The organism is Lysobacter sp. GQ73 (assembly GCF_059758755.1).
The window spans coordinates 946089-972051 of the sequence record NZ_JCAXEE010000001.1 but is presented as its reverse complement, the minus strand read 5'-3'; the positions used below and the strand labels follow the sequence as shown (position 1 = coordinate 972051).

At 67.8% G+C, this 25963-nt stretch carries 29 protein-coding genes, 1 tRNA gene and 1 pseudogene; 16 read left to right on the top strand and 15 right to left on the bottom strand.

Features of this window, described 5'->3' with window-relative positions; all coding sequences use genetic code 11:
- Positions 1–14: 14 nt before the first annotated feature.
- A complete protein-coding gene (locus tag AC6CH2_RS03850; protein ID WP_498268004.1) occupies positions 15–926 on the bottom strand; it encodes an STM4015 family protein in 912 nt (303 codons plus the stop codon).
- Between the two features lie 178 nt (positions 927–1104).
- Between AC6CH2_RS03850 and phaE the strand changes: the two genes are divergently transcribed.
- The 6 genes from phaE (at position 1105) to AC6CH2_RS03820 (ending at position 5469) form a co-directional block, all read left to right on the top strand.
- Positions 1105–2319, top strand: a complete 1215-nt coding sequence (phaE, locus tag AC6CH2_RS03845) for a class III poly(R)-hydroxyalkanoic acid synthase subunit PhaE (protein WP_498268003.1) — start codon at positions 1105–1107, stop codon at positions 2317–2319.
- Between the two features lies 1 nt (position 2320).
- Positions 2321–3391 (top strand): class III poly(R)-hydroxyalkanoic acid synthase subunit PhaC, encoded by a 1071-nt coding sequence (locus AC6CH2_RS03840; protein ID WP_498268002.1) that lies wholly within the window; start codon positions 2321–2323, stop codon positions 3389–3391.
- Positions 3392–3572: 181 nt separating this feature from the next.
- Positions 3573–4295 carry an SGNH/GDSL hydrolase family protein gene (locus AC6CH2_RS03835; protein WP_498268001.1) on the top strand — a complete coding sequence of 241 codons (723 nt, stop codon included), beginning with the start codon at positions 3573–3575 and terminating at the stop codon, positions 4293–4295.
- Between the two features lie 110 nt (positions 4296–4405).
- On the top strand, positions 4406–4744 hold the full coding sequence (locus AC6CH2_RS03830; RefSeq protein WP_498268000.1) for a YfeK family protein: 339 nt from the start codon (positions 4406–4408) through the stop codon (positions 4742–4744).
- A 47-nt stretch (positions 4745–4791) separates the two neighbouring features.
- Positions 4792–4995: a PspC domain-containing protein gene (locus tag AC6CH2_RS03825; RefSeq protein WP_498267999.1), complete on the top strand. Its 204-nt coding sequence runs from the start codon at positions 4792–4794 to the stop codon at positions 4993–4995.
- A 39-nt stretch (positions 4996–5034) separates the two neighbouring features.
- Entirely contained in the window at positions 5035–5469 is a 435-nt protein-coding gene (locus tag AC6CH2_RS03820) for a hypothetical protein (protein ID WP_498268207.1), read from the top strand.
- A gap of 371 nt (positions 5470–5840) precedes the next feature.
- Here the strand turns inward: AC6CH2_RS03820 and AC6CH2_RS03815 are convergent, their stop codons facing one another.
- Positions 5841–6638: an NRDE family protein gene (locus tag AC6CH2_RS03815; RefSeq protein ID WP_498267998.1), complete on the bottom strand. Its 798-nt coding sequence runs from the start codon at positions 6636–6638 to the stop codon at positions 5841–5843.
- Between the two features lie 192 nt (positions 6639–6830).
- On the opposite strand from AC6CH2_RS03815, the gene AC6CH2_RS03810 reads away from it, so the two are divergent.
- The 3 genes from AC6CH2_RS03810 (at position 6831) to AC6CH2_RS03800 (ending at position 7793) form a co-directional block, all read left to right on the top strand.
- A complete protein-coding gene (locus AC6CH2_RS03810) occupies positions 6831–7157 on the top strand; it encodes a hypothetical protein (protein ID WP_498267997.1) in 327 nt (108 codons plus the stop codon).
- A gap of 4 nt (positions 7158–7161) precedes the next feature.
- Positions 7162–7335, top strand: a complete 174-nt coding sequence (locus AC6CH2_RS03805; RefSeq protein ID WP_498267996.1) for a hypothetical protein — start codon at positions 7162–7164, stop codon at positions 7333–7335.
- 371 nt (positions 7336–7706) lie between these two features.
- A tRNA-Leu gene (locus tag AC6CH2_RS03800) sits at positions 7707–7793 on the top strand.
- A gap of 77 nt (positions 7794–7870) precedes the next feature.
- Here the strand turns inward: AC6CH2_RS03800 and AC6CH2_RS03795 are convergent.
- From AC6CH2_RS03795 to AC6CH2_RS03735, 13 genes are all read right to left on the bottom strand, one after another.
- Complete coding sequence (locus AC6CH2_RS03795; protein WP_498267995.1) at positions 7871–8323, bottom strand: DUF2214 family protein; 453 nt, start codon at positions 8321–8323, stop codon at positions 7871–7873.
- A gap of 189 nt (positions 8324–8512) precedes the next feature.
- Entirely contained in the window at positions 8513–9109 is a 597-nt protein-coding gene (locus AC6CH2_RS03790) for a cysteine dioxygenase family protein (RefSeq protein ID WP_498267994.1), read from the bottom strand.
- A 21-nt stretch (positions 9110–9130) separates the two neighbouring features.
- Positions 9131–10273 carry a homoserine O-acetyltransferase MetX gene (metX, locus tag AC6CH2_RS03785; protein WP_498267993.1) on the bottom strand — a complete coding sequence of 381 codons (1143 nt, stop codon included), beginning with the start codon at positions 10271–10273 and terminating at the stop codon, positions 9131–9133.
- Between the two features lie 256 nt (positions 10274–10529).
- Positions 10530–11540 (bottom strand): tetratricopeptide repeat protein, encoded by a 1011-nt coding sequence (locus AC6CH2_RS03780; protein ID WP_498268206.1) that lies wholly within the window; start codon positions 11538–11540, stop codon positions 10530–10532.
- Positions 11541–11566: 26 nt separating this feature from the next.
- On the bottom strand, positions 11567–11989 hold the full coding sequence (locus AC6CH2_RS03775) for a cytochrome c-type biogenesis protein (RefSeq protein WP_498268205.1): 423 nt from the start codon (positions 11987–11989) through the stop codon (positions 11567–11569).
- Positions 11990–12168: 179 nt separating this feature from the next.
- Positions 12169–12735: a DsbE family thiol:disulfide interchange protein gene (locus tag AC6CH2_RS03770; protein WP_498267992.1), complete on the bottom strand. Its 567-nt coding sequence runs from the start codon at positions 12733–12735 to the stop codon at positions 12169–12171.
- Positions 12732–14762, bottom strand: coding sequence for a heme lyase CcmF/NrfE family subunit (locus AC6CH2_RS03765; RefSeq protein WP_498267991.1), 2031 nt, complete (start codon positions 14760–14762; stop codon positions 12732–12734). Before AC6CH2_RS03765 ends, AC6CH2_RS03770 begins: the two co-directional genes overlap by 4 nt.
- 234 nt (positions 14763–14996) lie before the next feature.
- A complete protein-coding gene (ccmE, locus tag AC6CH2_RS03760) occupies positions 14997–15464 on the bottom strand; it encodes a cytochrome c maturation protein CcmE (RefSeq protein ID WP_031370728.1) in 468 nt (155 codons plus the stop codon).
- Positions 15461–15625: a heme exporter protein CcmD gene (ccmD, locus tag AC6CH2_RS03755; RefSeq protein ID WP_498267990.1), complete on the bottom strand. Its 165-nt coding sequence runs from the start codon at positions 15623–15625 to the stop codon at positions 15461–15463. The genes ccmE and ccmD overlap by 4 nt, the downstream gene beginning before the upstream one ends.
- Positions 15625–16386, bottom strand: a complete 762-nt coding sequence (gene ccmC / locus AC6CH2_RS03750; protein WP_498267989.1) for a heme ABC transporter permease CcmC — start codon at positions 16384–16386, stop codon at positions 15625–15627. The genes ccmD and ccmC overlap by 1 nt, the downstream gene beginning before the upstream one ends.
- 95 nt (positions 16387–16481) lie before the next feature.
- Positions 16482–17198, bottom strand: coding sequence for a heme exporter protein CcmB (ccmB, locus tag AC6CH2_RS03745; RefSeq protein ID WP_435394300.1), 717 nt, complete (start codon positions 17196–17198; stop codon positions 16482–16484).
- Entirely contained in the window at positions 17195–17839 is a 645-nt protein-coding gene (gene ccmA, locus AC6CH2_RS03740) for a heme ABC exporter ATP-binding protein CcmA (protein WP_498267988.1), read from the bottom strand. Before ccmA ends, ccmB begins: the two co-directional genes overlap by 4 nt.
- 145 nt (positions 17840–17984) lie before the next feature.
- Entirely contained in the window at positions 17985–18458 is a 474-nt protein-coding gene (locus tag AC6CH2_RS03735) for a DUF3293 domain-containing protein (RefSeq protein WP_498267987.1), read from the bottom strand.
- Positions 18459–18633: 175 nt separating this feature from the next.
- Here AC6CH2_RS03735 and AC6CH2_RS03730 point away from each other — a divergent pair, with 175 nt between their 5' ends.
- From AC6CH2_RS03730 to AC6CH2_RS03700, 7 genes and pseudogenes are all read left to right on the top strand, one after another.
- Complete coding sequence (locus tag AC6CH2_RS03730; RefSeq protein WP_498267986.1) at positions 18634–19782, top strand: pyridoxal phosphate-dependent aminotransferase; 1149 nt, start codon at positions 18634–18636, stop codon at positions 19780–19782.
- Between the two features lie 415 nt (positions 19783–20197).
- A pseudogene (locus AC6CH2_RS03725) lies at positions 20198–20560 on the top strand (hypothetical protein); the annotation flags it as partial.
- A 279-nt stretch (positions 20561–20839) separates the two neighbouring features.
- Positions 20840–21856 (top strand): VirB8 family type IV secretion system protein, encoded by a 1017-nt coding sequence (locus AC6CH2_RS03720; protein WP_435394304.1) that lies wholly within the window; start codon positions 20840–20842, stop codon positions 21854–21856.
- Positions 21853–22620: a TrbG/VirB9 family P-type conjugative transfer protein gene (locus AC6CH2_RS03715; RefSeq protein ID WP_435394305.1), complete on the top strand. Its 768-nt coding sequence runs from the start codon at positions 21853–21855 to the stop codon at positions 22618–22620. Before AC6CH2_RS03720 ends, AC6CH2_RS03715 begins: the two co-directional genes overlap by 4 nt.
- Complete coding sequence (locus AC6CH2_RS03710; RefSeq protein ID WP_498267985.1) at positions 22617–23846, top strand: TrbI/VirB10 family protein; 1230 nt, start codon at positions 22617–22619, stop codon at positions 23844–23846. The genes AC6CH2_RS03715 and AC6CH2_RS03710 overlap by 4 nt, the downstream gene beginning before the upstream one ends.
- A 26-nt stretch (positions 23847–23872) precedes the next feature.
- Complete coding sequence (gene virB11 / locus AC6CH2_RS03705) at positions 23873–24910, top strand: P-type DNA transfer ATPase VirB11 (protein ID WP_435394307.1); 1038 nt, start codon at positions 23873–23875, stop codon at positions 24908–24910.
- 169 nt (positions 24911–25079) lie between these two features.
- Positions 25080–25907: a lytic transglycosylase domain-containing protein gene (locus AC6CH2_RS03700; RefSeq protein ID WP_498267984.1), complete on the top strand. Its 828-nt coding sequence runs from the start codon at positions 25080–25082 to the stop codon at positions 25905–25907.
- Positions 25908–25963 lie beyond the last annotated feature (56 nt).

The window sequence follows — 25963 nt, the reverse complement described above, 5'->3', positions numbered from 1 at the left end:
GCGGCGGGCACGGCTTACTCGGCGACTGCGACGTAGCGTTCGCCGTCGTCCTCGTCTTCGTGCTCGTCGAGGACCACCTCGCAGGGCAGGCTGGCGAGCTTGGCCTGCCATTCCGGCGAGATGTAGTGATGGCTCAGGTTGATCCGCTCGATGCTGCCGAGGTTGGGGCTTTCGAACAGCGCCTGCGCGCCGATATCGCCGATGGTGCCCAGCGACAGGTCGAGAGTCTGCAGACCGCCGAGCCAGGGTTGCGCGGCCAGCCATACCGCGAGCTCGTCGCTGATGCTGGCGTTGCGCAGGCCCAGATAACGCAGGCGCTCGGGCTGGATCGCGGTGAACAGGCGCTGGTAGGTCGCCAGGTCGCCGTCGTAGCCGTAGTTGTCGTCGCCGAGCCACAGTTCGAGGTGGCGCAGGGCCGGCAGCTTGGAGCCTGCGAGAGCGTCGACGATCTTCGAGGGCAGGCCGCCGCATTCGATCGCCAGCTCCTGCAGGTGCTCGTGTTCGAAGGCTAGCAGCTCCAGGCCGCTGGAACCGCGGATGCGCAGCGATTCCAGCGCCGGGTAGGCGGCGAGCAGGGCGTTGTACGAGGTCTGGATGATCCAGGAGATCTCGCAGTCTTCGTAGGTCATGTCGCCGACGAACAGGCCCTTGAGCGCGGGCAGTTCGGCGCGGCGTTCGATCAGCAGGTCGAGATAGCCCGACGGGCCTTCGTCGTGGGCTTCGCTCCAGGGACCGATGACCAGGGCTTCGAGCCCGCCCGGTTCGACCTGCGACAGCAGGCTGGCGAGCAGGTCGCCCTGGCTTTCGGCGCTGTCGTAATCCTGGTGGAGGCGGTAGACGACGTCGCCGCCGGCGGGCGTGTCGCCCATGCTGAAATTCACGATGCGCTTGCCGCGGTAGATCTGCGAATACTCGCCAATGGCCACGAGTGGCTCCTTGCCTGAATGTGCCGCAAGCATACCCAAGCCCGGGCCGACCGCGTAGCCGCGCGCAGTTTGCGCATCGCGGCCGATCGAAGTGCCGAGCCGTTCGCGCCAGCGCGGCGAACATGCAGCGCGCGGCAACAGGCCGTTGCTATGATCGGGTCAAATCATGGAGGCGGCGATGGCGAATTTCGGTTTCGGCTCGACTAATCCCGGCGATTTCGGCGCCGGCCCCGACCTGGACGCGCTGGCGCGACAGTACTGGAGCGCATGGGGGCAGATGATGCGCGGCGCCGGCGCGCAGCCTGCGCAGCCGTCGGTACCGGGTTGGAACGAGGCGGTGAACTGGTGGTCGCAACTGGCCAAGGGCGCGAGCCCGCAGGCCGACGAGACCCTGGACCGTTTCAACAGCCAGGCGCGCGGATGGTTCGGCGAAATCCAGAAACTCGCGGCGCAGTTCGCCGGCAGCGACGCCTCGGCCGGCGACATCGCAGGCGCCTGGAAGCGCGCCCTCGGCGGCGATGCCGCCAACCCGTTCGCCGACGTGTTCGGGGCGATGCGCGGCCCGGGCCAGCAGGACTTGTCGCGCTGGGTCGAGCAGATCGCGCCCTACCTGGAGCGCCTGCAGGGCCAAGGCCAATCGATCTTCGGCCTGCCGGCGTTCGGTTTCGCCCGCGAGCACCAGGAGCGCCTGCAGGCGCTGGCCCAGGCGCACATGGACTACCAGAAGCAGAGCCAGGCCTATAACGCGTTGATGGCCGAAGCCGGGCAAGACGCATTCGCGCGCTTCGAGGACAAGCTGGCCGAGCGCAGCGAGCCGGGCCGCCAGATCAGCAGCGCGCGCGCCTTGTTCGACCTGTGGATCGATGCCGCCGAAGAGGCTTATGCGCAGATCGCCTTGTCGCCGCGCTTCCGCGACGCCTATGCGGCGCTGGTGAATTCGCAGATGCGTCTGCGTGCCGGCGTGCAGAAGGAGATCGAGCAGGCCAGCGGCACGTTCGGCATCCCGACCCGTACCGAGATCGATGCCGCGCATCGCAAGATCGTTCAACTCGAACGCGAGCTGCGCAGGCTGCGCGACGAGGTGCAGCAATCGCGCTCGTCGGGCGCGAACGAAGCGCCGCGCCGGGCCGCGGACGCGCCGCGCGCGCAGGCGCAACCGGCCGCCGGGCCCGCGGCGAAGAAATCTGCGGCGAAGTCCGCCAAGCCGGCGCCGAAGAAAATCGTCAAGCCGCGCGCGGCCCAGGCCGGCGCGGCCACCGCCAGCAAGTCGGCCGCCGTCGCCGCGGGCAAGCCCAATCCGGCGAAGAAGGCCGCGATCGCCCGCCCGCAGCCGCCGGCGCGGCCCGACGCCGCCGCGGTGAAGCCGGCCCAGGCCAACAAGAAGGCGCGCTGACATGACCGCACCGATCAATTTCAGCGCCGAATCCCTGGCCCAGGAAGCGATGCAGGCGCAGAACAAATTGCGCGCCGGACTGGAGTCTTTGCACCAGGTCGGCGACATCGACTACGGCGCGACCGCGCGCGAGGAAGTCTGGCGCGACGGCAAGGTCGTGCTGTACCGCTTCCGCGGCGACAAGGCGCCGACCGCGAAGGTGCCGCTGCTGATCGCCTACGCCCTGGTCAACCGCCCTTATATGGTCGACCTGCAGGCCGACAAGTCGATCGTGCGCGGCTTGCTCGAACGCGGCGAAGACGTTTACATCCTCGACTGGGGCTATCCGGACCGCTCCGACCGCTACCTCGAGCTAGAGGACTACATCCAGCGTTTCCTCGGCGGCGCGGTCGACCACCTGCGCCGCGAGTACCGCATGGACGCGATCAACCTGCTCGGCATCTGCCAGGGCGGCGCGTTCTCGCTGTGCTACTCGGCCCTGAACCCGAACAAGGTCCGCAACCTGATCACCATGGTCACGCCGGTGGATTTCCACACCGACGACAACATGCTGTCGAACTGGACCCGCGGCCTGGACATCGACCAGTTCGTCGACACCCTCGGCAACGTCCCGGCCGACGTGATGAACTGGTGCTACCTCACCTTGAAGCCGTGGCGCTTGTTCGTGCAGAAATACGTCGGCCTGATCGACATCCTCGACGACAAGCGCGCGCTCGAGGATTTCCTGCGTATGGAGAAATGGATCTTCGACTCGCCCGACCAGGCCGGCGAAGCCTTCCGTCAGTTCATCAAGCAGTTCTACCAGGGCAACGGCTTCGTCAACGGCGGCATCGACATCGGCGGCCGCGCGGTCGACCTGGCCTATATCGGCATGCCGGTGCTGAACATCTTCGCCGAACAAGACCATCTGGTGCCGCCGGCCGCGTCGCGCGCGCTGGCCAAGCTGGTCGGCACCGAGGACTACTCGGAATTGTCGTTCCGTGGCGGCCACATCGGCATCTACGTGTCCGGCCGCGCCCAGCGCGAAGTGCCGCAGGCGATCCACGACTGGCTGGCGCAGCGCTCGCGCTGAAGCGGGTCAGAACGGCGGCGCCGCAGCCGCTGAGTGCGCCTCGCCACGCACGCGAACCGCTTCCTCTCCCGCTTGCGGGAGAGGGCCGGGGGAGGGCAAGAGCCACCACGCACCCGCACTGCCGGATGCATCGTAACGCCGGGACGTTTAGTCTCGGCCACTCGCCAGTCAGAGAACGCCCATGCGCCGCATCCTGCTTCCCTTGCTGTTGGCCCTGCTTTGCGCCTGCGCCAGCACCGCGCCGGCACCCGAGGCCGCGACGGCCGCCGCGGTTCCGGCCGCTGTACGAACCGCTCCCGCCGCTGCCGATTCCAGCCGCTGGGAACCCGACATCCAGGCCTTCGAGCGCGAAGACGCGGTGGTCCGCCGCCGGCCCGGCAGCATCGTCTTCGTCGGCAGTTCCTCGATCCGCCTGTGGCGAAGCCTGGACACGGACTTCCCCGGCGTGGCCATCATCAATCGCGGTTTCGGCGGTTCGCGCGTCTACGATTCGCTCCATTACGCCGATCGCATCGTCACCCCGTATCAACCGCGCGCGGTGGTTTTCTATGCCGGCGACAACGATTTGCACGAAGGCCGCACGCCGGCGCAGGTGCGCGAGGATTTCGTCGCCTTCGTCGAGCGCGTGCGGGCGGACGCGCCGCAGGCGCGGATCGGCTTCATCTCGATCAAGCCCAGCCCTTCGCGCGCGTCCTTGCTGCCGCAGGTGCGCGAGGCGAACGCGCTGGTGCGCGCCTACGCGCAGCGGGCGAAGGGCGTGGACTATCTCGACGTTTACACACCGATGTTGCAGGCCTCCGGCGCCCCGCGGCCGGAGCTGTTCCTGGAAGACGCCCTGCACATGAACCGCAGCGGCTACGACATTTGGGTCGATGTGGTCGGCACTTGGCTGGGTAAGCTTTAATTCCCGGCATGCACATCGCCCGCTCCCGCAGCTCATTCGCCAGCCTTTGGGCCCGTCCCTTCATCGGGTCGCTGGCTACGGCGGTCCTGCTCGCCGGCCTGCTCGCCAGTATGAGCACCGCCCGGGCCGCGCCGTCGGCCCAGGCCGAGCGCGAGATCGAGCAACTGATCCGGGCGCTGGGCAGTTCCTCCTGCCAGTTCGAGCGCAACGGCAGCTGGCACGACGCCCAGGCCGCCCAGGCGCATCTGCGCAAGAAACTGGCCTACCTGCGCAAGCGCGGGCTGGCCGACACCGCCGAGCTGTTCATCGAACGTGCGGCCAGCGAAAGCAGCCTCAGCGGCCAGGCCTACCGGGTCCGCTGCGGCGGTGCCCAGCCGGTGCCCTCGGCCGCCTGGCTCAAGGCTCGTCTCGTTCAGCTGCGCAAGCCGGCGACGACGCCATCACCCTGACGCGTTAGACTGATTCCGGGCCCGCAGGAACCCCGGAGTACGCCCGGATGAGCAGCACCACGCGAACCTTCTGCCGCTCGCGCCACGACCGCATGATCGCCGGCGTCTGCGGCGGCATCGCCCTGCGGTTGCAGTGGAATCCGGTGCTGGTGCGCGGCGTTTTCGTCGTCCTCGCCCTGGCCACCTTCCTGCTGCCGGTCGCGCTGGCGTATTTGATCCTGTGGCTGCTGATGTCGGAAGAGGGTTGCTGACTGGCTGGCTTCGTGCGAATCGCCGGCGGCGCGCTCGGCATGCTCTGGACCTCGCCGGTCACGGTCCTGGGCCTGCTCGCCGGCGTCGTCGGCATGCCGTTCGGCGCGCGCCTGCGCTTGCGCCGCAGCGACCTGGCCCTGGTGTTCCAGCACTGGCCGTGGGGCCCGGGCGGGGCGATCACTCTCGGCAACGTCATCCTGCACACCGGCGACAGTCTGGATTCGCCGTGCTTCACCTATGCCCACGACGCCGGCCACGGCGACGAGCCGCCGATCCTGCTCGCCGATCACGAGCGCGCCCACGTCTATCAGTACATGGTGCTGGGCCCGTTGTTCGTGCCGCTGTACCTGCTGTGCGGCGGCGTCAGCGTACGCAACCGGTTCGAGCGCGCTGCCGACCGCTACGCCCAGACTGGGCGGGGTTGGTGGCCTTGGGCTAGGAGCGAGGAATTAGTAGTGAGGAGCGAGGAGTGAGGAACTAGGAGCGAGGAACTAGGAGTGAGGAACTAGTAACTAGTGGAGCTCCGGGCCGGTTCCTACTCACTACTCGTTACTGGTTACTCGTTTCTAGTTCCTAGTTCCTAGTTCCTAGTAACAGCACTACGCCCTGAACAGGCGGCGCCAGGCTGGGCTTACGAAAATTTGACCGGCCGGTAACGCCGGCGGCGTTAACCTACGCCCATCGGAGAACAAGCAACGGGCGAAAGTCCAATGCAATCGCTCCGATACGGAAGACCCGGACACCCGAGGAACATCTCGAAGGCCCGGGTCTTCTCATGTCTGGTTCATGCGCGCACGCTAGGCAGCGTGCTCGTTCGAGCCTGGTCGGCGTATCCGATTGCGGCTCAATCGCGCCGCGACAACGGCAGCAGGGTCGCCGATTCGCCGGCGGGCGCGCCGTTCGGGCCGAAGCGCCGCTCGACGAAGGCGATCGAATCTTCATCGATCAACACCACCGTACTGCAACGCGTGCCGTAGCGCTCGCCGAGCACGAACGGCGGCGACAGCATGCGTTCGAGTTCCAGGCCCACGCCGGTATCGGGCAGGGCGGCGTCGGGCGCGGGCGTGCTGTCGGCGAGCGCCGACAACAGCATGCCCAGTTGATCGGTGCCGGACTGCGGCGCGGTCGACGCCGACGAATCCAGCCACGACGACAAGGCGCGGGTGGCGTGGGTGCTCTTCGGCCACGGCGCATCGAAGGCGCCGTTCGACATCGCATGCACGCCGGGCGCGACCGGCTCGGCGAGGAACCGCGGATGATTGCTGGCGAACATCAAGGCCGCGCCGTCCCATAGCAACAGGTTGAAGCGGCCGAACCCGGCCGCGTCGGCACGCAAGGTTTCCAGATAGTCGGCCGCGCCGACGCGATCGCGCACGAACCCGCGCACCAGGCCGCCGCGCGAGCGCGGTGCGACCTCCGGATTGAGCCCGGCGCGGACGTTGGTGACCGCGGCGAAGCGGCCGGCGCTCGAGGCCATCAGCCAACTGCCGCCCTGCAGCAGGTCGCGGCCGCCGTACACCTCGGGACTGTCGGGGTCGGGCCCGGCCGGCGCGGTCGGGCGCTGATGGGCCTCGTCGCGGTTGGCGATCAAGGCCAGGCGATAACGAGGGTGGTGTTGCCAGGCGAGGGCGATCAGGCACATCGCGCCATTCTAGCCCTGACCGCAGCGCCGGATTGCTCACGGCCGGCGGCGTTGCGCAAGCGCCAAGCGTCGCAGCGCCGCCACGACGAATGGCAGGGGCGTCGCCGCGAAGCTGGCCATATTCTGGCCATCGTCTCATCGGCTGAGATCGCTCCACGTTCTGCTACCGGGCGCAGAAGGGGAGAGCTCTCGATGAATCGTGGTGCCAGGATGTTGCTGCAATTGTTCGCGCCGGCGCTGGTGATCGCCGCCGGCGGCATCGCGGCCGGTACGGTACTGCTGGAACTGGGCGATACGCCCGCCGGTGCGGCGTTCGCACCGATCGCACGATCGTTGCAGCTCGGCAGCGTATGCGCCGGCTTCACGATGATGATGTATTCATTCTGGCGTCTGTGGCGCTGGGAGCGCGGACTGGAGCCGCAATGTCCTTGTGGCGGCCTGCTGTCGCGGCCTTCGTCCGGCCGTCGCGGCCCTACCCGGCGATGCCTGGGCTGTGGTCGATCTCATTCAGAAAACTGATCCCATGCTCGCAACCGCCGCCGCCATCCGATGCACCGTGACCGCCTGGCAGGCGGCGCGGATGCGCGTGGCGGAACGCCCTGAGCCGGTGGCGGAACCGCTCGAAACCAGCGAAGCCGCGAGCGCCTCGATGGCGGTGGCGCTGGCGGCCGACGACGAGGGCGGCGAGCCGAATTAGTCGCAGGCCGGTGCGGTGGAGGAGACGGCCCACCCGGCCTTCTCTTCCAGGAAGACGCTAGGTAGAGATCGTCGCCGCTGCGAACAAGCCGGCGCCGCTTGCGTTTGCTGTCGCCACGGCCAAGCCGTGTTGTTCTGCGATAGCGGTTGCCACGGATCAGCCCGTGCTCGTCCCCCTTTGGAAAAGCGACAGAGGGATTTGCTGTTGTTGCTGCTTTGGTCACAAAGGTCAAGCCGAAGCCGGATCCACCACCGCCCGGGTGGCCATCGGACTTCGCGCCGCCCGGGTCCAGCCCATCCGGCTGGCTCGCTCCCGACACCCTCGAGACGTGCAGACGCGGAGCGATTGCCTGGGTATACTGCGCGTCCGCTGCCGGAGTGGCGGAATCGGTAGACGCAGCGGACTCAAAATCCGCCGCCCTTAAAAGCGTGTGGGTTCGAGTCCCACCTCCGGCACCAATAAAAAACAAGGGCTTAGCCGCAAGGCTAGGCCCTTTGTTTTTGCCCGGTCGCCGGCTTCGGCGCGGTTGCGTTCTTCAAAAACCGCCGTAGCGCGCCATCGCCGCGGCCAGCACGAAGATCGCGGCGATCAGGACCAGTTCGAAACGCACCAGGCCGCGCATCTTCGCGACTTCGCCGGCGTCCGGCAGGTAGCCCGGGTTGAACGAGAGGGCCTTGCGCCAGCGCAGGAAGCGCACGGTCGGCAGGATCGACAGCAGGCCGACCAGGACGTAGGCACCGAGCTTGGCGTGGAACCAGGGGTTGTGCAGGTAGAAATCGTGGCCCTTGACTCCGTACCACACGCGGCCGAGGCCGATCAGCAACAACAGGCCGGCGCAGCCGCCATAGCCGGCGTCGAGCCGGGCCAGGCGCTGCAGCACGCCGCCGTCGATCGGACCGCGCAGCAGGATCGATTCGACGACGAGCATCGACACCAGGGCGAACACCAGCAGGTGGTGGGTAGCGGCGAGCAACAGGTCGGTCAGCATCGTCTGGTCTCCGGGCGGCGGCTGAGAGAGGCAAGCAGAACGCGGCGAATGCTACGCGTTGTCGACCGCGCCGGCATGGGCCGTAAGCCGGTTGTTTGCGGCGCCATGACGGGACGACGGCGCGTCTGCGCGCCGCTCATCGGGCCTGCGCACGATGCGAACGTGGGCCCGCGCGCAGCGCCGGGCGGCTCAGGCCGCTTCGTCGGTTTCCAGCGACTTGTCGACGCGGCGGAACCATTCGCCGTCGCGCGGCTCGAACATCGAGCAGGCTTCCATCGGCGCCTTGTAGATGTGCAGGGACACGGCGACCGAGTCGTTACTGGCGTTGCGGATGGTGTGGTATTCGTGCGGCGGGATCAGGCTGCCGGCGCTGCCGGGGCCGGCGTGCATGCCGCCGGCGGCGCGGAAGCGGAAGTTCTCGCCGTTGCGTTCCAGCAGTTCGAACTGGGTGATTTCGAGCTCGCCGTCCCACACGCCTTCGACGCACCACAGGCCGCTGTGGTCGTGCATCGGCGTGCCCTGGCCTGGCCCCCAGGTCATCGCCACGACGCTGTAGCCGAGCTGCGGGCTGCGGTAGATCTCGCGCCGGGCGTAGTGATCGTCGATCGGATCGAACACGCATTGGGGCAGGTGCACGTCGCGGTCGCGGATCATCTTGCACAAGGTGTTGCGCAAGGCCGCGGTGACCGCGTGCTCGTCGCCGCAGGCGACGGCGTCGTCGATGGCGGCGACCAGCTTGTCGTGGCCGGGGAAGTCGAGGTCGGGCAGGGTGTCGGTGGCGTTCATGCGGTCCATTCTACGTCCGTCCTAGCGTCCCCGCAGCTCGGCGAGGAATCCGGCCACGGCCGGCCCGAACCGGCCGATGTCGACCAGGAAGGCGTCGTGGCCCTGCGGCGATTCCAGCGGCAGGAAGCGCGCATCGGCGCCGCCGGCGCGCAAGCCGTCGGCGATTTCCTGCTGTTGCTGCAGAGGGAACAGGATGTCGGTCTGGACGCCGATCGCCAGGGCCTTCTCGACCCGGATCGCGGCCAGGCCGAGGCGCACCTGTTCATCATTGTCGGCGAGGGTCTGGCCGCAGTAATCGCCCAGGTCGAACCAGTCCATCGACCGGCTCAGGTACAGATAGCAGTTGGGGTCGAAGCGGCGCACGAAGCGGCGCGCGTGGCCTTCCAGGTAGCTCTCGACCTCGAACTCGAGCCCGAACGGCTCGTCGTCGGCGCGGTCGGAGTCCAGACGCACGCGGCCGAAGCGGCCGTCCCATTCCAGCGCCGAGCGATAGGTGATGACACCGAGCTTGCGCGCCATGCGCATGCCCGATTCGGGGTAGTGGGCGTCGTCGTAACGGCCCTGGTTCCACTGCGGGTCCAGCCGGATCGCTTCGCGTTGCAACGAGCGGATCGCGATCGAGAACGGCAGCGCGCGGGCCGCGCCGGAGATGTTGATGTGGTTGCGCGCCAGGCCCGGGTGACGGATCAGCAACGCCAGTGCGGTCATGCCGCCCATCGAATTGCCGATCACGCAGGCCAGGCGCTCGATGCCGAGCGCGCGCACCACGTGGGCGGCGGCATCGGCGCCGTCTTCGATCGACAGTTCGGGGAATTCGAGGCGGTACAGCTCGCCGGTGACCGGGTTAACCGACGCCGGACCGGTCGAGCCCTTGCAGCTGCCGAGCGAGTTCACGCAGACCACGAACCAGCGGTCGCTGTCGATCGGCTTGCCCGGGCCGAGCATCGCCTCCCACCAGCCCGGTTCCGGATTGCCGGCATTGGCCGCGGCGTGCGCGTCGGGCGACAGGCCGGTGACGATCAGGATGGCGTTGTCGCGCGCGGCGTTGAGCTCGCCCCAGGTTTCGTAAGCGATGCGGGCGCCGTGCAGCGCGCCGCCGCGCCTCATCGGAAACGGCGAGGGCAGGTCGATGTGGCGGGTGCCGGGCGGTATGAATTCGGTCATGCCTTGCGCTCGTCTGGCCGGCCGGGGGCCGGTGTCCATGGGGTCGGAGGGGAAGCACCGAGCGGGCTGCGGAGGTCGGCGAGACTCGCCTGTTCCGTTCGCCCGCGCCGGTCGCCGTGCAGCCTAAAGCATAGTTTCGGCATGCGTCGCAGCCGCATCGCTTGTGCGGTCATGCGCTCGTTCCGATCGCGCCGCAGGCCGCGTTTCGCACGTGGACGAACCGGTCCGGATCGGTCGGCGACCGACCCGGCCGCGCTCATTCGACCACGCGGTCGATCAAGATCTCGACCGTGTCGTTGTCGGCCACGCGCGCGGTGGTCGGCGCGGAGGCGAAGTCGCCGGGCTGCGGGATCGCGTTGCCGGAAGCCGAAACGCGGGCGAGCACCTGCACCTGCGCGAGCTGGGACAGTTTCATGGTCGGCATCGGACTGTCGCCGTCGTCCAGCCGGACTTCGATCGGGAAGTCCTTGGCCGCGAGTTTCTCGACCGCGACCGGCATCGGCGCGCCGCTGGTCTGGCGGGCGAGCACGAACACGCTGGCATCGGCCGGCAGTTTCGCCGCCAGCGCCGGCGCCAGGCTGACCTTGACGGTGAGGCCGGGACCCGCGGCGGCAGCCTGGGCCGGCGCCGGTGCCTGCATCGGTTCCAGCCCGGCTTCCAGGCGCGCGCCGTTGATCTGTTCGAGCAGGCTCGCGGCGGTGCGCGGATCGACCACGGCGAGCAACGGTTCCCAGGTCTTGGCCGCTTCGGCCGGCTGCTCGGCCTGGCGTTGGGCGATGCCGAGGAACCAGCGCGCGCGCTGATGCATCGGCTGTTGCTTCAGAGCGTGTTGCAGCATCGCCACCGCCTCGGCGTCGAAACGCCGGTCGGGCGTCGCCAGCGCGCGCGCCTCGGCGGCTTCGGCGAGCAGGTCGGGGTTGTCGGGGGCGAGCTTGACCGCGCGCGCATAGGCATCGCGGGCTTTTTCGTGCAGGCCTTGGGCGGTGTAGGCGCTGGCGAGCAGGCGCCAGCCCTCGATCTGGTTGGGGTCGCGTTCCAGTTCGACTTCGAGTTGAGTCACCGCCTCGGCCAGGGTCTGCGGCGCCTTGACCTGCTGCGGATCGAGCGCGGCCGGCGTACCGATCGCGAGGTACAGCGCCGCGGTCACCGCCGCCAGCGCCACGCCGACGCCGGCGCCGAGCCACGGCCGCGAGCGCCACAGCGGATACAGGGCGAACCCGAGCGCGAACACCACTAGCGTCGCGCCGGCGATCGCGAACATCGTCATCGAGGTCGAGCCCATCGCCACGGCCGTCACCACTCTTGCTCGTCGTCGTTCGGCGCGGGCGTCGACGCCGCGCTGCGCTGGCGCACGATGCGCGCCACCACGAAGCCGCCGGCCACCAGCAGCAGGGCCGGGCCGAACCACAGCAACCAGGTCTTGGATTCGACCTGCGGCCGGTACAGCACGAACTCGCCGTAACGCGCGACCAGGAACTGCTTGATTTCGGCGTCGTCCTTGCCCTGGCGCATGAGATCCAGCACTTCGCGGCGCAGATCGTGGGCGATCTGGGCGTTGGAATCGGCCAGCGACTGGTTCTGGCACATCACGCAGCGCAGCTCGGCGACGAGGGCGTGGAAACGCCGTTCCTCGCCGCTGTCGTTGAAGCTCAGCGGCACCGGGTCGTTGGCCGGCTGCGCGGTCGCCGGCGCGGAGACGGCGAGGGCCAGCAGCAGCGCGAACCCGACGCGGCTCGTGATGCGGCGCAGCGATCGGGCGAGGAAGGCAACTCCCCTCCGGCCCGTTTTTTTCAAAGGAGGGAGGCTATCGGATGAGGCCGATGCAGCGAACGAGCCCGTACAGGTCCCCCCTTCGAAAAAGGAGGGGAGGGGGGATTCGATCTTGCCGCGGCCGCTCATCGCGCCTTCTCGACTTCCGCCAGCTTGGGCAGCAACTCGTCGCGGATGGTCGCGTCGGTCAGCGGGCCGACGAACTTCCAGCGCACGATGCCGCGCCCGTCGACCAGGAAGGTTTCCGGGGCGCCGTAGATGCCCCAATCGATCGCCGACTTGCCTTCGTAGTCGGTGACCACGACCCAATACGGATTGCCGAACTGCTCCAGCCAACGCAGCGCGTCGGCGTGTTCGTCTTTCCAGTTGAAACCGATCACCCGGACGCGCTTGGTCTCGGCGAACCGGGTCAGCACCGGGTGCTCGTCGCGGCAGGCCGGGCACCAACTGCCCCAGACGTTCAGCAGGTAAGGCTCGCCGCGCAGGTCGTCGGACGAGAGCAGGCGGCCGGCCTCGTGCAGCACCGGCAGCGAGAACGTCGGCGCCGGCTTGCCGATCAACGGCGACGGCAGCGCCTCGCGGTTGGGCTTGCGGCTCAGCCAGACGCCGGCGGCGAGCAGCACGGCCAACGCAGCGAATACCGCCAACGGCAACCAGCGGCTGTTGTTGCCGCGCGGGGCGGGGGTATTCATGCCTGTTCTCCTGCAATGGATCCTGCGACCGCGGCGGTCGCCGGCTGCGGCTCGGGCGAAGGTTCGCCGGGCTGGCGCGCGTCGGCGTCGCGACTGTCGGCCTCGCGATTATCGGCCTTGACCCGGAACCGCCGGTCGGCCGCGGCGACGAAACCGCCGAGCATCATCAGCAGCGCGCCCAGCCAGACCCAGCGCACGAACGGCTTGATGTGCACGCGCACCGCCCAGGCGCCGTCGCCGAGCGATTCGCCGAGGGCGACATACAGATCGCGGGTGATGCCGCGCTCGATCGCCGCCTCGGTCATGACCTGGCCGCCGCTGGCGTAAGCGCGCTTTTCCGGATGCATGACCGCGAGCACCTCGTCGCCGTCGAACACGGTGACGGTGCCGTAGTCGGCTTCGTAGTTGGGCCCGACGCGATGGTCGACGCTGTCGAAGCGGAATTGGTAGCGGCCGAGGTCCAGGCTCTTGCCCGGCGCCAGCGCGACTTCGCGCTGGACGCTGAGGCCTTCGACCAGCAGGGCGCCGACCAGGAACACGGCGACGCCGAGGTGGGCCAGGGTCATGCCGAGCATCTCGGCGGTGTAGCGGGTGCCGTTGCCGCGCACGCGCGTCCATACGAAGCGCAAGGTGCCGGCCGCGACCCAGACCGCGCCGCCGACGCCGGCCGCGACCTTCCACGGTCCCTGCGGCGCGAGGAAGTACGCGGCGATGGCCGCGCCGAGGGCGAGGCCAGCCCAGGGCAGCAGCATCGCCAAGGGCCGCGAGGGCTGCTCGCGCTGCCAGCGGAACAGGGGGCCGAACGGCAGCAGCAATACCAGCGGCGCCATCAGCAGCACGAACATCAGCGAGAAGTACGGCGGGCCCACCGAAATCTTGCCGAGCTCGAGCGCATCGGCCAGCAAGGGATACAAGGTGCCGAGCAAGACCATCGCGCAGGCGGTGGCGAGCAGCAGATTGTTGGCGAGCAGCAAGGTCTCGCGCGAGCTGAGTTCGAACGGCTTGCCGCCGTTGCCGTCGCCGGACGGCACGCGCAAGGCGTACAGCAGCAGCGAGCCGCCGATGACGATGCCGAGGAAGATCAGCACGAACAGGCCGCGCGATGGGTCGGCGGCGAAGGCGTGCACGCTGGTCAGCACGCCGGAGCGGACCAGGAAGGTACCGAGCAACGACAGCGAGAACGCGGCGATGGCGAGCAACAGGGTCCAGCCGCGGAAGCTGCCGCGCTTTTCGGTGACCGCCTGCGAATGCAGCAGCGCGGCGCCGGCGAGCCAGGGCATGAAGCTGGCGTTCTCGACCGGGTCCCAGAACCACCAGCCGCCCCAGCCGAGTTCGTAATACGCCCACCACGAGCCCAGGGCGATGCCGAGGGTGAGGAAGGCCCAGGCGATATTGGTCCACGGCCGGGTCCAGCGCAGCCAGCGCGCATCGACCCTGCCGTCGAGCAAGGCGGCGATGGCGAAGGCGAACGGCACCGAGAAGCCGACGTAGCCGATGTACAGCATCGGCGGATGGATGATCAGGCCCGGGTCCTGCAGCAGCGGGTTGAGGTCGCGGCCCTCGGCGACCGCCGGCAGCAGGCGCGCGAACGGATTGCTGGTGAAGATCAGGAAGGAAAGAAATCCCACGCTGATCACGCCCATGACCGCGAGCACGCGCGCGATCACCTGCGGCGGCAGCGCCCTGGAGAAGCGCGCGACCGCAGCGGTCCACAGCGCCAGCACCAACGCCCACAGCAGCAGGGAACCTTCGTGCGCGCCCCACACCGCCGAATAGCGGTACGCCATCGGCAGCAGCGAATTGCTGTTCTCGGCGACGTAGCGCAGCGAGAAGTCCTGAGTGACGAAGGCCTCGGTCAGGATCAGGAAGGCGAAGCCGACCAGGATCAGCTGCGCGTAGGCCGCCGGTCGCGCGACCGCCATCCACGGGGCGATGCCGCGATGCGCGCCGAGCATCGGCAGGCCGGCCTGCACGATGGAGATCAGCAGGGCGAGGATCAGCGCGATCTGGCCGAGTTCAGGCAGCATGGGCTTCGCCTGCGAAGAAGGTGTAGGGCGAACTGGAAGCGAAGGCAAGCCCCCCTCGGTCCGCCTCGGATAAACGGAGACGACGAGCGGGACGCGTTGAAACGGGCAGTGCCGCTATGCCTTTGGCGAAGACGCGCAATTCATCCGGCGATGCATGACCCACCCATGCCGTTGCGCCCTTCGAAAAAGGCTGGCGGGCGGGATTCGCTCTCGCCGCCGCCGCGATCACTGCGATCAACGCGCCGGCTCCGCGCCGCCGGGAGCGGCGACGTCGTGCTTCTTGTGCGCGGCGCCCATCTTGTCGGCGACTTCCTTCGGCATGTAGGTCTCGTCGTGCTTGGCGAGGATTTCCTCGGCGACGAAGGTGTCGCCCTGCATGCGGCCGGTCGCGACCACCGCCTGCTTCTCGCGGAACAGGTCGGGCAGGATGCCGGTGTAGGCGACGGCCAGCTCGGCGTCGCCGTCGGTGACGCGGAACTGCGAATCCAGGGTGCCCTGGGTGCGCTTGAACGAACCGGCCGCAACCATGCCGCCGAGGCGGAAGCGCGCGCGTTCGCTGGCTTCGCCGCGCAGGATTTCGCTCGGCGTGTACAGATAGGCGACATTGCGCTGCAACGCGGTGGCGACCAGGGCGGTCGCGGCGCCCGCGGCGGCGACCAGCCCGACCACCCACAGCAGGCGGCGACGGCGAGTGGGATTCATCGGCTCAATTCACTGGTTTGGCTGCGTGCTGCGCTGCGGGCCGCGCGCGCGCGCGCCAGGCGCAACTCGCGGCGGATCTGCAGCCGGCCGGCGAGGAACTCCCAGCCCAGCACGATGGCGAAGACCGCATACGCGGCGATGATGTATTCCTGGTACTCCATTAGCGGCTGCCCTCGTTGCCGGCGCCGGCGAGGGCGGCGACCCAGGCCTTGCCCTGTTCGCGGCGCAGGTTGTCGGCGCGGGCGCGCGTCAGCAGCGCCCCGAGGAACCACAGCTTGGTGCCGACGATCATCCAGATCAGCGGCGCCATCATGCTCGGGTCCATGCTCGACTTGCCGAGCAGGCTGATGGTCTGGCCCTGGTGCAGCGAATTCCACCACACCACCGAGTAGCGGATCACCGGCAGCAAGGCCACGCCGACGATCGCCAGCAGGCCGGCGGCGCGCGCGGCGGCGCGGCGGTCGTCGATGGCGTTGTACAGGCCGATCACGCCCAGATACAGGAACAGCAGGATCAGCTCGGTGGTCAGGCGCGGGTCCCAGTCCCACCAGGTGCCCCACATCGGCTTGCCCCAGATCGAACCGGTCGCCAGGGTGATGAGGGTGAAGCCGGCGCCGATCGGCGCGCAGGCCATCGCCAGGATCTCGCACAGCTTGATCCGCCAGACCAGGGCGATCGCGGCATAGACTGCCATCAGCGCGAACACCGCCATGCTCATCCAGGCGCTCGGCACGTGGATATAGAGGATGCGGAAGCTGTCCTTCTGTTGGTAGTCGGCCGGCACCAGGAACAGCGCCGAGTACAGGCCCCAGGCCATGACCAGCAGGCCCAGGCCGTAGCCCCACGGCGCCCAGCGCGCGGCGAAGCGGTCGAAGTAGGGCGGCGAGCCGAGTGTGTGGAACCAGCGGACGAGGGGATTCATTCAGTGGTTCGTTCGAGGTCTGGGTGTCTGGGTCGCGAGCGGCCTGGAGCGGTGGGACGCGGCCGGGAGCGGCCGCGCAGGTCTGTTGGTTGCGATCAGTTCAATGCGATGCGGATCGCCGCGGCCGCTGCCAGCGGCGCCAGCAACAGGGCGACCACCAGGCCGGCGGCCAGCAACAGCAACGCGCCAACCGGGTCCAGTCCCTGGGCCGAGCGAGCCACGCTGCCCGCCCCGAACACCAGCACCGGAACGTACAGCGGCAGCGCCAACAAGGCCACCAGGATACCAGAGCGCCGCATCCCGACCGTCAGCGCGGCCACCACCGCGCCGAGCAGACTCAGCAGCGGCGTGCCCAGCGCCAGCGAGGCCAGCAGCACCGGCAATTGCTCGCGCGGCAGGTACAGCAGCTCGCCGAGGAACGGGGTCGCGACCAGCAGCGGCAGGGCGGTGGTGGCCCAGTGCATGAAGGTACGCACCGCGACCAGCCAGCCCAGCGGCACCGGTGCCAGCATCCATTGCTCCAGCGAGCCGTCCTCGGCGTCGCCGCGGAACAGGGTGTCCAGGGCGAGCAGGCCGGCCAGCAGCGCCGACAGCCACAGCACCGCGCCGGACACGTTCGCCAGGGCCTGCTTTTCGCCGCCCAGGGCCAGCGCGAACAGCATCACCACCAGCACCGCGAACAGCGCCGGCTGCAGGGCGTCGCCGCGACGGCGCCAGAGCAGGCGCAGGTCGCGCGCCATCAGCGCGCGGGCCGAGCCGATCAGGCCGGGCGTGGCGGCGGCCAGACTCGGGTTGCGTTGGCGCGCGCTCATGCCGCCTTCTCCATGACCAGCATGCGCGTGCGCACCGGCGGCGCGGCGTAGGCGCCGTGGGTGGTCACCAGGGCGGCGCCGCCCTCGCGCAGGTGAGCCTGGACCATGCGATTGACCAGCTCGATGCCTTCCAGGTCGAGATTGGCGTAGGGCTCGTCGAGCAGCCACAGCGGCGCCGGCGCCATCCACAGGCGGGCCAGCGACAGGCGTTTCTTCTGGCCGGCCGAAAGCTGGCGGGCGAGGGCGTCCTCGTAGCCGGCCAGTCCGACGATGGCCAGGGCGTTCTCGGGCAACTGGCTACGCCGGCGCCCCTGCAGGCCGCACAGGAAGTCGAGGTTTTCCATCGCGCTCAGGTCGGCCTTGAGCCCGGGCAGATGGCCGAGGTAGGCGATCGCGCGGGCGCGCCGGGCCGGGTCGGACGGCTCGCCGTCGATCTCGATCTCGCCGCCGTCGGCGCGCAACAGGCCGGCCAGCACCCGCAACAAGGTGGTCTTGCCGGCGCCGTTGTCGCCCTGCACGAGCAAGGCCTCGCCGGCGTCGACGGCGAAGTCGAGCGGCCCGAACACGGGTTCGTCGTTGCGCGCAAAGCGCAGTCCGCGGGCTTGCAACAGCGGCGGGGCGGTACGTTCGGGTGAGGTCATCGGTCGGGTGCGGGCGCCCGGTCGGGTCGCGAAGCGCGCATTTTATGCGAGTCCGCCGCCGATCCCGCGATCGATCCCGCGATCGAGGGCGAGCGCGAGGACGACCGCGGGCGCGCCGGACCGCGCGGCCTGGACCGGGGCGGGCTCAATCGCCGAGCCAGTCGGTGAACTCCGAGCGCTCGGCGTTGGCCGGGCGGGCGATCAGCATGCGCAGGCGGACCGGTTCGCCGCGGCGCCAGGCCAGCACTCCGGCCTGGCCGAAGTCGCGGGCCAGGGCATGGGCGATGCTCTCGTCGAGATCGGCCAGCAACCAGCCCGGCTCGCGCCATTCGCCGGCGGTGTCCTCGGCCCAGGCGGCGTGGCGCTGCACCCCGGCCGCATCCAGGCGCGCCACCAGGCGCTCGTCGGCGGCGCGGTTGGCGCTGTCGGAATGCGGTTCGGAGGCCGGGTTCCAGGCGGTCACGAACATATAGTGTGTCGCCGGCCAGTAGGCTTCGAGGTCCCTGGCCGGGCGGCCGACCCGCAGGGGCAGCGCGTCTCCGTCCAGGGCCACCGCATAGTCCGCCGCGGCGTAGGCGACCGCCAGCTCGGCTGCATCGACGACTTGTAGTTCGCGCATGACGCCAGTGTCCCGACCCCGGGCGGACAGTGCAATGCCCGTTGATCGGCGGCTGTCCAATGGGCCGGATGCATATCGGTATGTCGACCCGGACGGCTTGCCGCCGGATGCGATCTAACCGCCTGCAACACCGCGCCGTTACACTCGATGCCCCGTACGCGATCCGTCCCGGCCCATGACGCTCGAAACCAAGCTGCCGAAAGTAGGCACCACCATCTTCACCGTGATGTCGCAGCTCGCCCTCGAGCACCAGGCGGTCAATCTGGGCCAGGGCTTTCCCGACTTCGAGGTGCCGGCGCGCCTGGTCGAGTCGCTGGCGCGGGCGATGAAGGACGGCAGGAACCAGTACGCGCCGATGACCGGCATCCCGGCCCTGCGCCAGGCCATCGCCGCCAAGACCGAGCGCTGCTACGGCCACCGGCCCGATGCCGACAGCGAGATCACCGTGGTGTCCGGCGCCAGCGAGGCGATCTTCGACGCGGTCCAGGCCGTGGTCCGCCCGGGCGAGGAAGTGATCGTGCTCGACCCGTGCTACGACAGCTACGAGCCGGCGATCGACCTGGCCGGCGGCCGCGCCGTGCACGTTCCGCTGGACCCGCAGACCTTCGCCGTCGACTGGGACCGGGTGCGCGCCGCGGTCACCTCCAAGACCCGGCTGTTGATGATCAACTCTCCGCACAACCCGTCCGGGGCGATGTTCGACGCGAACGACATCGCGCGCCTGACCGAGCTGCTGCGCGAGCACAAGCTCTGGCTGCTCTCGGACGAGGTCTACGAGCACATCGTGTTCGACGGGCGCCGCCACGAATCGATCCTGCGCTACCCCGAGTTGCGCGAGCGCGCCTTCGTGGTGTCGAGCTTCGGCAAGACCTACCACTGCACCGGCTGGAAGATCGGCTACTGCATCGCGCCGCCGGCGCTGTCGGCCGAATTGCGCAAGGTCCATCAGTACAACAGCTTCTGCAGCTTCGCCCCGGCGCAGTGGGCGTTCGCCGAGATGATCGAGGCCGAGCCCGGGCACTACGAGGGCCTGGGCGAGTTCTACCAGGCCAAGCGCGATCGGTTTCGCGAGCAACTGTCGACCACGCGGCTCAAGCCGCTGCCGGTGCCCGGCGGCTACTTCCAACTGGTCGACTACTCGGCGATCAGCGACCTCGACGATGCCGCCTTCTGCCGCTGGCTGACCGTCGAAAAGGGCGTCGCGGCGATTCCGCTGTCGCCGTTCTACGAATCGCCGCCGGCCGGCCAACGACTGGCGCGCCTGTGCTTCGCCAAGAACGAAGCGACCCTGGACGCGGCCATCGAACGCCTGGCCGGACTTTGAGTCGCAACTCTAGATTGCACTTTTTTCGTCGAACCACTTGCCCAAAGCTTTGACTTCGGTCTAATCTTCGTCTACGAGTGTCGTCAGACGCACGTTCAACGGTTTAACCGTGCAGCAGGGGAGTTCATGGACAGAACGATGATTACGCGTCGCGCGTCTCGCGCGGCCTTACTTTCGCGACCCGGTGCAGAAAGGGCAGGCGTGTTACGCACTGCCGCTGCAAAGGTGTCCGCCGTCTCATTTTGGCCGGCTTCGGTCCGTCTAATCCGTTACCAACAATGACCGCGGCGGGGCCAGTCGCGACGCGCTGGCGAGTCCAGGCGTGGCTGGCGGCCTCAGCGGCGATTTTTCGTGCGTCAGTTCAATCAATAAAGCCGGGGAAAGCGTGAGACATACAACTGCAACCAGCCCTCGTTTGTGGGTCGCGATTTTGCTGGCGATTGCGCTGGCAGGCTGCGCCACTCGACCCGCGCCGGATTTCGGCGGCCGCTGGAAGCCGGTCAACCGGTATTCCGAAGCGCCCAGCGAAATCCCGCTGCATCAGTCCTACGTGTTCTATCCGTCGCCGATGGACGGCACGCTGAAGAACATGCTGACCCGCTGGGCCGCCGATTCGAATATGACCCTGGATTACCAGCACTATTCGGACTTCACCCTGCATCAGGCGGTGTCGCTGATCCACACCACCAGCCTGCCGGACGCGGTCACCCAGCTCAATTCGGCGTACGCCGCGCAAGGCGTGGTGATCGCCCGCGAAGGCGACAAGATCGTGGTGCGCTCGGCCGTCGCCGCGCCGGCGCCGGGTCCCGCGGCCGCGTTGCCGGAGCCCGAGCCGAAAGCCAAGCGCCAGGCCAAATCCAAGGACGAACCGGCCCCGGCCGCATCGTCCTCCGCGGACGACGCAGCGCCCTCGTCGGTCTCGACGACAGCGGTCGCGCAAGCCCCGGTTCCGACGCCTTAACCATCGAACGGCTAACGCCGACCCGTCCGGGCGATCTGCGTGCGCGAGCGCGCGCGGCCGCCGGCAACGATTCCATAGTTATGGATGCGACATAAGATGTTCGGAAAAAAGCCCGTAACTCCGCAGATCGAGAACGCCGTCGCCAAGGCGGCCAACTACGAGGTCACCGTCGCCGACATCGCGCGACGCAGCGAACGCCGCGCCTGGATGGTGGCGTCCGCCTCGTTGGTGATGTCGCTGATCCTGGCCGGCGGCTACTTCTACTTCCTGCCGCTCAAGGAGAAGGTGCCGTACCTGGTCATGGCCGATGCCTACACCGGCACCTCGACCGTGGCCCGCCTGCGCGACGACTTCGTCAATCCCAGCATCGCCACCAGCGAAGCGATCAACAAGGCGAACATCTCGCACTTCGTGATGGCTCGCGAGTCCTACGATGCCTCGCAGATCGGCGAGCGCGACTGGAGCACGGTGTTCGCGATGGCGGCCCCGCACGTCACCAGCGGCTATTCGCAGCTGTTCGGCCCCACCAACCCGAACAACCCGATCAAGATCTTCGGCAAGGAGAAGACGGTCCGGGTCAAGATCCTCAGCATCCAGCTCAACGGCGAGCAGAACACCGGCCCGAAGGCGAAGGTCGCCACGGTGCGCTTCCAGCGCAGCGTGCTGAACAAGACCTCGGGCGCGTCCGAGCCGCTGGACAGCAAGATCGCCACGATCGAGTACCTGTACAAGTCGAACCTCAAGATGGACGAGCGCAATCGCGTGCTCAACCCGCTGGGCTTCCAGGTCACCGGTTACCGCGTCGACAACGACTACGCCGCTTCGCCGCCGATCCAGAGCGAGTACCCGACCACGCCGCAGACCGCCGCACCGGGCGCCGCGCCGCAGCAGGGCCAGTTGATGCCCGACGGCACCGTCGCGCCGGCGCCCGGTTATCCCGGCGCGGCACCGGCCGCTCCCGGCGCCGCCCCCGGCTATCCGCCGACGGCACCGGCTCAGCCCGGCCAGCCCGGCGCGCCCGTTCCCCCCAATCCCGCCGCCAATCCGGCAATGACGCCGGCGGCACCCGCACCTGCACCGACTGGCAATGCGAATGGAGTCAGCAACCGATGAACTGCCTGCGTAAACACCGCTTGGCCGCCCTGCTGTTTCTGGCGGTATCCGGCCTCGCGCTACCTGCCACGGCCCAGGTTATCCAGGAATACGAATACGAAGCCAACCGCATCTATCCGGTGCGTACCGGTCTGGGCATCACCACCCAGATCGAGCTGAGCCCGAGCGAGAACATCCTCGACTACAGCACCGGCTTCAGCACCGGCTGGGATCTGAGCCGGCGCGACAACGTCTTCTACATCAAGCCCAAGAACGTCGACGTCGACACCAACATGATGATCCGTACGAGCACCCACTCGTACATCTTCGAGTTGAAGGTCGTCGCCACCGACTGGCGCGTGCTCGAGCAGGCCAAGCAGGCCGGCGTGCAGTACAAGATCAAGTTCGTGTATCCGAACGGCACCGAGTTTTCCAGCGCCCAGGAAACCAAGGCCGAACCGGTTCCGGAGTTGAACACGACGCTCGACAAGAACCGCGTCTACAACTTCGACTACCAATATTCGACCCGCAAGAAGCCGTCCTGGCTGGTGCCGACCAACGTCTACGACGACGGCCAGTTCACCTACATCAAGATCAGTGGACTGAAGAGCCTGCCGACCGGCAATTTCCCCGCCGTGTTCGGCCGCGAACGCGAAGGCGGCGAGGATTTCGTGGTCAACACCACGGTCGAGAACAACACGATCGTGGTCCACGGCACCTATCCCTACTTGATCATCCGGCACGGCAATAACGTCGTCGGTCTGCGCAGGAAGAAGCAGAAATGAGCCAGAACATGCCGCCCAACCCGCCTGGCCGCCCCGAGGACGACCAGGGCACGCCGCAAGAAGGCAACTACGGTTACGCCGGTGCCAATCCCTATTACGGTCAGCAGGCCTCCGGCCCCGCGCCGGACCTGGACGCCAGCACCCCGACCTTGAAGTCCTCCGAAGCGCAGAAGCTCAACCGCAAGGCGCTGCTGTTCCTCGGCGGCATCGTGCTGCTGCTGATCATCGCCGCGCTGTGGATGTTCAACAGCGCGACCTCCGGCGACGAAGACGCTAAAAAGGTCAAGGAAGAAGAGGTCAGCATCCCGGCGCTGCCCAAGCCGATCGAAGCGCAGCTGCCGCCGCCGGAACCGATGGCGGAGATGCCGCCGTTGCCGATGGCCGAGCCGATGCCGCCGCCGCAGCCGCAAATGAACCAACAGTCGCAGGAGCAGGTCGAAGCCGGTCCGCGCGGGCCGAGCTTGATGGAGCGTCGGATGGGTGAAATGGCAGGGCAGAGCGGCGGCGGTGGCGGTGGCGGCTATAACGCCGAGGACCGACTCGCTGCCCAGTTGGCCGCCGCCGAAGCCCGGATGAACCCGAACAAGGCCGTCGCCGTCGAGCCGCCGAAGGAAGTCGCCTTCGCCCAGCCGATCTACAACCCCGACACCTTGCTGGTGCGCGGTACGTACATCCGCTGCGTGATGGAAACCCGGATCATCACCGATCTGCCGGGCTTCACCTCCTGCGTCGTCACCGAGCCGACCTACTCGATCAACGGCCGTCGCCTGCTGCTGCCGAAGGGCTCCAAGATCTCCGGCCGCTACCAGAGCGACAACATCAACGGCCCGCGCGTGTCGGTCATCTGGGATCGCATCACCACGCCGAACGGCATCGACGTCAACATGGCCAGCCCGGGCGTCGACAACCTCGGCGGCGCCGGCCACCCCGGCGACTTCAACGCGCACTGGGGCAGCCGCATCGCCTCGGCGCTGCTGATCAGCCTGATCAGCGACGCGTTCAAGTACGCCGCGGCCAAGAACGGCCCGGAGAGCACGACCATCACTAACGGCGGCTTGGCGGTTCAGGAGCCCTACGAGAGCAACACCGCTCGCGCCATGGAGCGTCTGGCCAACCAGGCTCTGGACAAGAGCATCAACCGGCCGCCGACCGTGACCATCAATCAGGGCACGATCGTGAACGTCTATGTCGCCAAGGACGTCGACTTCTCGTCGGTCCTCAGGTGATATCGACAACAGTGGTTGGTTGAGAAATGGATACGGACAATTCACCGATCGCCCAGGTATCCAACGCGTTCCTGGAGTACCAGTACCAGGTGCTGGGCATCCACGAGTACATGAGCTCGCCGGATGTGACGGAAATCTGTATCAACCGGCCGGGGGAGCTCTATCTGGAGACCCGGTCGGGCTGGAACCGGATCGAAGTGCCGGGCCTGACGTTCGAACGGGCCCGGCAGTTCTGTACCGCGGTCGTCAACGAGAGCAACACCGGCCAGCGCATCACCGATGCCGACCCGGTGGTCTCGTTGACGTTCCCGACCGGCCAGCGCGCCCAGTTCGTGATCCCGCCGGCCTGCGACGCCGGCAAGGTCTCGATCACGATCCGGTTGCCGTCCAAGCACAGCAAGACCCTGCAGCAGTACGAGGAGGACGGCTTCTTCGCCCAGGTCGTCGAGCAGACGCACGTGCTCAGCGAGCACGACCGCGAGCTGCTCGAGCTGCGCGCGTCGAGGAATTACGCCGAATTCTTCAAGAAGGCCGTGCAATACAAGAAGAATGTCGTCGTCGCCGGCGCCACCGGCAGCGGCAAGACAACCTTCATGAAGTCGCTCGTCAACCACATCCCGGCCTACGAACGGCTGGTGACGATCGAGGACGCGCGCGAGCTCTTCATCGAGCAGCCGAATGTGGTGCACTTGCTCTACTCAAAAGGTGGACAAAGCACGAGCAACGTCACGGCCAAGAGTTGCATGGAAGCCTGCCTGCGTATGAAGCCCGACCGGATCATCCTGGCCGAGTTGCGTGGCGACGAATCGTTCTACTTCATTCGTAACTGCGCCTCGGGTCACCCGGGATCGATCACCAGCTGCCACGCCGGCAGCATCACCCAGACCTGGGATCAGCTGGCGTTGATGGTGAAGGCTTCGAACGAAGGTTCGGGATTGGAGTTCGCGGTCATCAAGCGCTTGTTGATGATGACCATCGACATCGTCGTGCACATCAAGGCCCACGCCGGGCAGCGCTATATCACGGGCATCGATTTCAATCCGGAACGCACGCACGCTGAATAGGTGTCGGACGTTCGCGAAATTCGTGAAAAAGTGACGTAAGTGTGCATTGCGATTGACAATCCTGGCTCCAACATGAATCATTGCGGCGTCGCTCCAACTGCTGGCAACCCATTCATATCGGTCTGTTCACAGGGGGTCGGCGCCAAGGTCGGCAGGGGGGAATCAAGGAATGTTGCCCGGAATTGAGCTGATGAACTGCCCGGGCTTGGCAGTTCCACATGAAGTGATGCAACACGTCGTGCGCGTGGAGTCGTCCTTTAATCCCTACGCCATCGGCGTCGTGGGCGGCCGCCTCGTGCGCCAGCCCAAGAATCTCCCCGAAGCGATCGCCACCGTGCGCATGCTGGAGCGCCGCGGCTACAACTTTTCGCTCGGCGTCGCCCAGGTCAACCGCTACAACCTCGGCAAGTACGGCCTGGACTCCTACGAGAAGGCCTTCGAGGCCTGCCCGAACCTGCAGGCCGGTTCGCGCATCCTGGCCGAGTGCTACAGCCGCTCCAACAACGATTGGGGCAAGTCGTTCAGCTGCTACTACTCGGGCAACTTCGTCACCGGCTTCCGGCACGGCTACGTGCAGAAGATCTACGCCTCGATCAACCGCGCCGCGAGCGACGCCTCCGACGGCCAGGCCATCGCGGTGATCGGCAAGTCGCCGCGCGCCGAGCCCGCCGGAGCCAAGGCCAGTGCCGTCGCGGCCGCCAAGCCGGTCTACGCGCCGGGCCGCCAGTCCGGCCCGCAGCGTCTTGCCGCCGCCCTGGCCACGTCGCAGCCGGCGCCGCCGCCGCCGCCGATGGCCGCGGCGATGCCCCAATTGCCGTTGTCTGCTACACCAACGCCGATTTCATCACCGTCTGCGGTCCCGCCCGTTTCGATGGGCATGGCCGCGCTGGTCCCGCAGGCATCGCAGCCGGTCAAGGTGATGCCGATGAACGCGGCCACCGCCGCGGCCGCTGCGTCGAAAGAGCCGTCGCCGGGCGACCAGGCCTTCGTTTTCTGACCACCGATCCACCAGCGCCAAACCCCAGCGGCACCCAAGCTTTACTCCCTAGACCC

Coding starts and splice junctions, on each gene's coding strand:
- phaE (WP_498268003.1), top strand. CDS start 1,105: ATGGCGAATTTCGGTTTCGGCTCGACTAATCCCGGCGATTTCGGCGCC.
- AC6CH2_RS03840 (WP_498268002.1), top strand. CDS start 2,321: ATGACCGCACCGATCAATTTCAGCGCCGAATCCCTGGCCCAGGAAGCG.
- AC6CH2_RS03835 (WP_498268001.1), top strand. CDS start 3,573: ATGCGCCGCATCCTGCTTCCCTTGCTGTTGGCCCTGCTTTGCGCCTGC.
- AC6CH2_RS03830 (WP_498268000.1), top strand. CDS start 4,406: ATGAGCACCGCCCGGGCCGCGCCGTCGGCCCAGGCCGAGCGCGAGATC.
- AC6CH2_RS03825 (WP_498267999.1), top strand. CDS start 4,792: ATGAGCAGCACCACGCGAACCTTCTGCCGCTCGCGCCACGACCGCATG.
- AC6CH2_RS03820 (WP_498268207.1), top strand. CDS start 5,035: ATGCTCTGGACCTCGCCGGTCACGGTCCTGGGCCTGCTCGCCGGCGTC.
- AC6CH2_RS03815 (WP_498267998.1), bottom strand. CDS start 6,638: ATGTGCCTGATCGCCCTCGCCTGGCAACACCACCCTCGTTATCGCCTG.
- AC6CH2_RS03810 (WP_498267997.1), top strand. CDS start 6,831: ATGAATCGTGGTGCCAGGATGTTGCTGCAATTGTTCGCGCCGGCGCTG.
- AC6CH2_RS03805 (WP_498267996.1), top strand. CDS start 7,162: ATGCTCGCAACCGCCGCCGCCATCCGATGCACCGTGACCGCCTGGCAG.
- AC6CH2_RS03795 (WP_498267995.1), bottom strand. CDS start 8,323: ATGCTGACCGACCTGTTGCTCGCCGCTACCCACCACCTGCTGGTGTTC.
- AC6CH2_RS03790 (WP_498267994.1), bottom strand. CDS start 9,109: ATGAACGCCACCGACACCCTGCCCGACCTCGACTTCCCCGGCCACGAC.
- metX (WP_498267993.1), bottom strand. CDS start 10,273: ATGACCGAATTCATACCGCCCGGCACCCGCCACATCGACCTGCCCTCG.
- AC6CH2_RS03780 (WP_498268206.1), bottom strand. CDS start 11,540: ATGACGATGTTCGCGATCGCCGGCGCGACGCTAGTGGTGTTCGCGCTC.
- AC6CH2_RS03770 (WP_498267992.1), bottom strand. CDS start 12,735: ATGAATACCCCCGCCCCGCGCGGCAACAACAGCCGCTGGTTGCCGTTG.
- AC6CH2_RS03765 (WP_498267991.1), bottom strand. CDS start 14,762: ATGCTGCCTGAACTCGGCCAGATCGCGCTGATCCTCGCCCTGCTGATC.
- ccmE (WP_031370728.1), bottom strand. CDS start 15,464: ATGAATCCCACTCGCCGTCGCCGCCTGCTGTGGGTGGTCGGGCTGGTC.
- ccmD (WP_498267990.1), bottom strand. CDS start 15,625: ATGGAGTACCAGGAATACATCATCGCCGCGTATGCGGTCTTCGCCATC.
- ccmC (WP_498267989.1), bottom strand. CDS start 16,386: ATGAATCCCCTCGTCCGCTGGTTCCACACACTCGGCTCGCCGCCCTAC.
- ccmB (WP_435394300.1), bottom strand. CDS start 17,198: ATGAGCGCGCGCCAACGCAACCCGAGTCTGGCCGCCGCCACGCCCGGC.
- ccmA (WP_498267988.1), bottom strand. CDS start 17,839: ATGACCTCACCCGAACGTACCGCCCCGCCGCTGTTGCAAGCCCGCGGA.
- AC6CH2_RS03735 (WP_498267987.1), bottom strand. CDS start 18,458: ATGCGCGAACTACAAGTCGTCGATGCAGCCGAGCTGGCGGTCGCCTAC.
- AC6CH2_RS03730 (WP_498267986.1), top strand. CDS start 18,634: ATGACGCTCGAAACCAAGCTGCCGAAAGTAGGCACCACCATCTTCACC.
- AC6CH2_RS03720 (WP_435394304.1), top strand. CDS start 20,840: ATGTTCGGAAAAAAGCCCGTAACTCCGCAGATCGAGAACGCCGTCGCC.
- AC6CH2_RS03715 (WP_435394305.1), top strand. CDS start 21,853: ATGAACTGCCTGCGTAAACACCGCTTGGCCGCCCTGCTGTTTCTGGCG.
- AC6CH2_RS03710 (WP_498267985.1), top strand. CDS start 22,617: ATGAGCCAGAACATGCCGCCCAACCCGCCTGGCCGCCCCGAGGACGAC.
- virB11 (WP_435394307.1), top strand. CDS start 23,873: ATGGATACGGACAATTCACCGATCGCCCAGGTATCCAACGCGTTCCTG.
- AC6CH2_RS03700 (WP_498267984.1), top strand. CDS start 25,080: ATGTTGCCCGGAATTGAGCTGATGAACTGCCCGGGCTTGGCAGTTCCA.